The sequence below is a fragment of the Phenylobacterium sp. CCH9-H3 genome, from assembly GCF_001557235.1.
In the GTDB taxonomy this organism is placed as follows: domain Bacteria; phylum Pseudomonadota; class Alphaproteobacteria; order Caulobacterales; family Caulobacteraceae; genus Phenylobacterium.
In genome coordinates this window covers 1-3,615 of the sequence record NZ_LSJI01000192.1, presented here as the reverse complement: position 1 = coordinate 3,615, position 3,615 = coordinate 1, and the positions used below count along the sequence as shown (strand labels likewise).

The following is a 3,615-nucleotide window of genomic DNA, read 5'->3' as shown; positions in this document are numbered from 1 at the left end:
AACCTGAACCGCCGCGGAATGCGCGCCGTCAGCTCCCGTTCATAGCCCCATGAGAGTCGTCGTGCGGCTCACCGCCCTCATCGTCTACATGGGCGCAGGCGCGCTCATCGGCGTTATGATCGGGCGACTGCTGCTCATCCCCATCGCGGCCGTCGCCCAGATCGACAACACCCTGAAGTACGGCGTGACCGTCGCCTTCGGGCTGCTGGGGATCTTCAGCGCCGGCGGCTGGTGGACCGCCAGATTCGGCGGCTACGGGCCAGGTCGGGGGGTCGACGGCTCAGCCCATTTCGCCGACGAGCGTCAGGTGAAGGACAGCCTCGGCGGCGGCGCAGGCCTGATCGTCGGCCGCGAGAACCGGCGCGGCGGAAGGTTGTTGCGCTACGCCGGCCAAGCCCACCTGCTGACCATCGCCCCGACTCGCTCGGGCAAGGGCGTGGGCGCCATCATCCCCAACCTGCTGACCGCCGATCGCTCGGTCCTCTGTTTCGACCCCAAGGGCGAGAACGCCCGCATCACCGCACGCGCTCGTGGCCGGTTTGGCCCGGTCTATGTGCTCGATCCCTTTGGGATCTCCGGCCAACCCTCGGCCGCCTTCAACCCGCTCGATGGCCTGGAACCGGACAGCCTGGATCTCGCCGAGGACGCCGCCCTCCTCGCCGACGCCCTGGTCCACGATCCGCCCGGCCAGGTCGGCGAGGCGCACTGGAACGACGAAGCCAAGGCCCTGATCGCCGGCCTGATCCTCCACGTCGTCACCGTCGAACTCGGCGCCGATCGCAGCCTCGCCCGCGTCCGTGAGCTGCTCACAGGAGCACCCAAGGAATTCCGCGATCTGCTGGCCGACATGCAGGCCAGCCCCGCTGCCGGCGGCCTGGTGCGCCGGGCCGCCAACCGTCACCTGGGCAAGAGCGAGCGCGAGGCGGCCAGCGTCCTCTCCTCACCGTGTTCCTGGTGCTGCCGCCGGATCGGCTGAACACCCACGCCCGCTGGCTGCGCCTGCTGGTCGCCCAGGCGATCGGCGCGCTCGCCCGGTCCCCTGCCCTGCCGCCGCCGGCCGTGCTCCTGCTGCTCAATGAGTTCGCAGCCTTGGGCTACCTGGAGCCGATCGCCCGCGCCTTCGGCTGGGCGATGGCGGGCTGTTTCGGCAGTTGAAGAAGGCGCTGATGGAGCGGGCCCTCGGGGCGGAGCTAGCACCTCGACGGCCGCGCACCTGGCCAAGCGCGAGCTGCTGACGCCCGACGAAGTGATGCGGCTAGGCGCGGCGCTGGAAATCCTGCTGCGCCAGGGCCAGGCGCCGGTGATCGCCCGCAAGGTCCGGTACTACGACGACGAGGAATTCCAGCGGCTCTATAGCCAGGGGCCAAAACCCCGATAATTCACCCCGGATTCCTACGGGCGCCGACAAATCCAGAGGCCGCGGCGAAGCCGCGGACTATCGGGGTTTTGGCCCCTGGCGAGGCCGTGACCACAGGAACGCGCCAGGAGGGCCGGCGAGGCGGCGATGGGCCGGGGATACCGGAAAATCGCGTTTGGCCGCTCCAGGGCCCGCTCTCGCGCCCTGTGGGGCTGTTTCTGCCACCTCCTCCCCTCGCCCGGCTCCAACCGACGAAAATGCGAGGCCTTTTTCGAAAAGCCCTTTACGGGGCTGGCGGCCGTGTTGACGGAGCTGGTAGGGGCTCGAATGGCTGAAGTCTCCTCTCATGGGAAAACTTGTCGGCCGTAGGCCGACGCCGATTGGGGGATGCCGGGTGGGAGGATCGCGTTAGCGATCCGGGGCGGAGCTGCGTAGCAGCGGAGCGAGCCGGCGGGGGCGTAGCCCCCAAGAGGCGGTGTTTTCCATCGTCTTTTTGGAGGTGCGCAGGCCGTTAGAAAAGAGTTTGTTAGTAGAGGGAAGTTAAGAGGTTAAGCCGAATCGAAGGGGAAGAAAACGACTAAGAATCAAATACTTATGAAGGCGGCGTGCATTCGATACCACGCTATTTTGCATTCATTCCCACGAGGGGCGTGCACTTGATCCCACGATCGTGACTGCATCCGATGCCACGTGAGTCTGTGGATAATTTCCTGCATTCGTTACCACGAGAGCGCCGGCACCTGAAACCACGAAGGGCGTGCATCCGAAAACACGATAGCTCCGCACCTGAAACCACGAGCCTCCTGCGCCTGAAAACACGGGCCGAGTGCATCTGAAACCACGGGGTTGTGCCCGCTGAGCTCGCACCAGGCCCCAAGGGCGCGTCTCAGTTGTGGACCTGACGACCAGAATCGCCCTTAGATACCGCTCTAGCAGAGCTTCGCGACCCTCCTCAAAGTCCTGATTCGCACGCACCTGCATTCAAAACCACGACCCGACCGGAGGCCGGCGTTTGGGGCTCGCGCTATCGCTTAGGTATCCAGGTCAGGGAGACTGAGCTGGCATGGCTTTTCTCCGCGGTCGATCTGGGCAGCCCGAGCGTCCTCGGCCGCGATGCGCGCCCGGCGCGCCATGGCCGCCTTCTGTTGCTTCAGCTCCGCGGCCATTTCCGCCAGGCTGCGATCGACAAAATGGACAGCTTCGCTGCCGTCCTGGGTCTTCGTGAGGGTCACGCGATAGCGTGGCAACTGGCCCTCCGACCCCTCGCGAAGGGCGAGCTTGCGCACCCGGATCGCGAAGTTCCGGACGACTTCCTCACTGCCCGCCTTCTGATGCAGCGTGCGGATCTTGCAGGTCCAACCGTCCGGCTGGTTTCCGGCATGCTTGCGGGCGATGCGGTAGATCGCTCGTTCAACGCCGCTGGTCAGGAGGAAATACTCGCGGTCGAGAGTCAGCACGCCGCCGGCGCCTAGCAGGCCGTTGTACAGCCAGCGGGGCACGGTGAGCGAGATCGACTTCAGCTGGTCGGGATCGTCCTCGCTGCTGCCCTCCCCTTCCGTGTCCTCGATCCACTTGAACGCGGCGTACTTGCGCCGCCCGGCCCGGATATTCGTCTCGACTTCGGTGTTCCGCAGCCGTCGCAGCGCCGCCATCAAATCCCGGTAATCCGCGCCGCTCGTGCCGCGCGCGATCCCCCGCAGCAGCTCGTAGGGCGTGGTATAGATTGTCCGTTCGACGTTGTTCTTGCCACGATCGCACTCGGCCATGATCCGAGAAATGCACCAGATCAGGATATCCGCGTCCCAAATCGTCGCCATGCCGTACGCGGGATGCGGCATCACCCGCACATAGACCGACTTGTCCTCGTTTTCGTATTCGATCGGCTTGTTGCGCTTGCGCTTGGAGAGCGAAAAGAACGGCCGTTCCATCATGTCACGGCTATCTTTTGGCGCGTAATCGACCAGCTCACCGATAAAGAAGTCGCGGATAGGATGCGGATCGGGACGCTGCGTCATGGCCGGCCAGCTGCCGTTAATGCGGCCTCCAGCGCCGCCAGGGCCTCCTCGAGGGTCTCGCCGAGCCCCCACCCTTGCGCATCCGCGATCGCGTAAAATCGGCTCAGGCAGTCGTCGGTGACCTTGACGTTCAGTTGCCGGTCCCGGCCGGTGCGCCGGCGGCGTAATCTCGCTTCCTGCGCCACAGCCGGTTGCGATGGCGCAGCGCTCGCCGATGGGGAGGACGTGGCCGGCGGGGTTGGC

Annotated in this window: 4 protein-coding genes and 1 pseudogene; 3 read left to right on the top strand and 2 right to left on the bottom strand. The window is 65.7% G+C overall.

Features of this window, described 5'->3' with window-relative positions; genetic code table 11:
* Positions 1-61 precede the first annotated feature (61 nt).
* The 3 genes from AX721_RS17445 to AX721_RS28620 are packed head-to-tail and all read left to right on the top strand — an operon-like array spanning position 62 to position 1,378.
* Entirely contained in the window at positions 62-976 is a 915-nt protein-coding gene (locus tag AX721_RS17445) for a type IV secretory system conjugative DNA transfer family protein (RefSeq protein ID WP_068877263.1), read from the top strand.
* The gene (locus AX721_RS28390; protein ID WP_231754732.1) at positions 955-1,155 is read left to right on the top strand and encodes a type IV secretory system conjugative DNA transfer family protein; all 201 of its coding nucleotides are present in this window, start codon (positions 955-957) and stop codon (positions 1,153-1,155) included. The genes AX721_RS17445 and AX721_RS28390 overlap by 22 nt, the downstream gene beginning before the upstream one ends.
* Positions 1,076-1,378, top strand: a complete 303-nt coding sequence (locus AX721_RS28620; protein ID WP_082765288.1) for a type IV secretory system conjugative DNA transfer family protein — start codon at positions 1,076-1,078, stop codon at positions 1,376-1,378. Before AX721_RS28390 ends, AX721_RS28620 begins: the two co-directional genes overlap by 80 nt.
* 1,010 nt (positions 1,379-2,388) lie before the next feature.
* Here AX721_RS28620 and AX721_RS17435 read toward each other — a convergent pair.
* Together AX721_RS17435 and AX721_RS28380 are read right to left on the bottom strand one after the other, a co-directional pair.
* Positions 2,389-3,372 (bottom strand): replication initiator protein A, encoded by a 984-nt coding sequence (locus AX721_RS17435; protein WP_068877261.1) that lies wholly within the window; start codon positions 3,370-3,372, stop codon positions 2,389-2,391.
* A pseudogene (locus AX721_RS28380) lies at positions 3,369-3,615 on the bottom strand (stability/partitioning determinant); the annotation flags it as partial. The pseudogene AX721_RS28380 and the gene AX721_RS17435, both read right to left, overlap by 4 nt.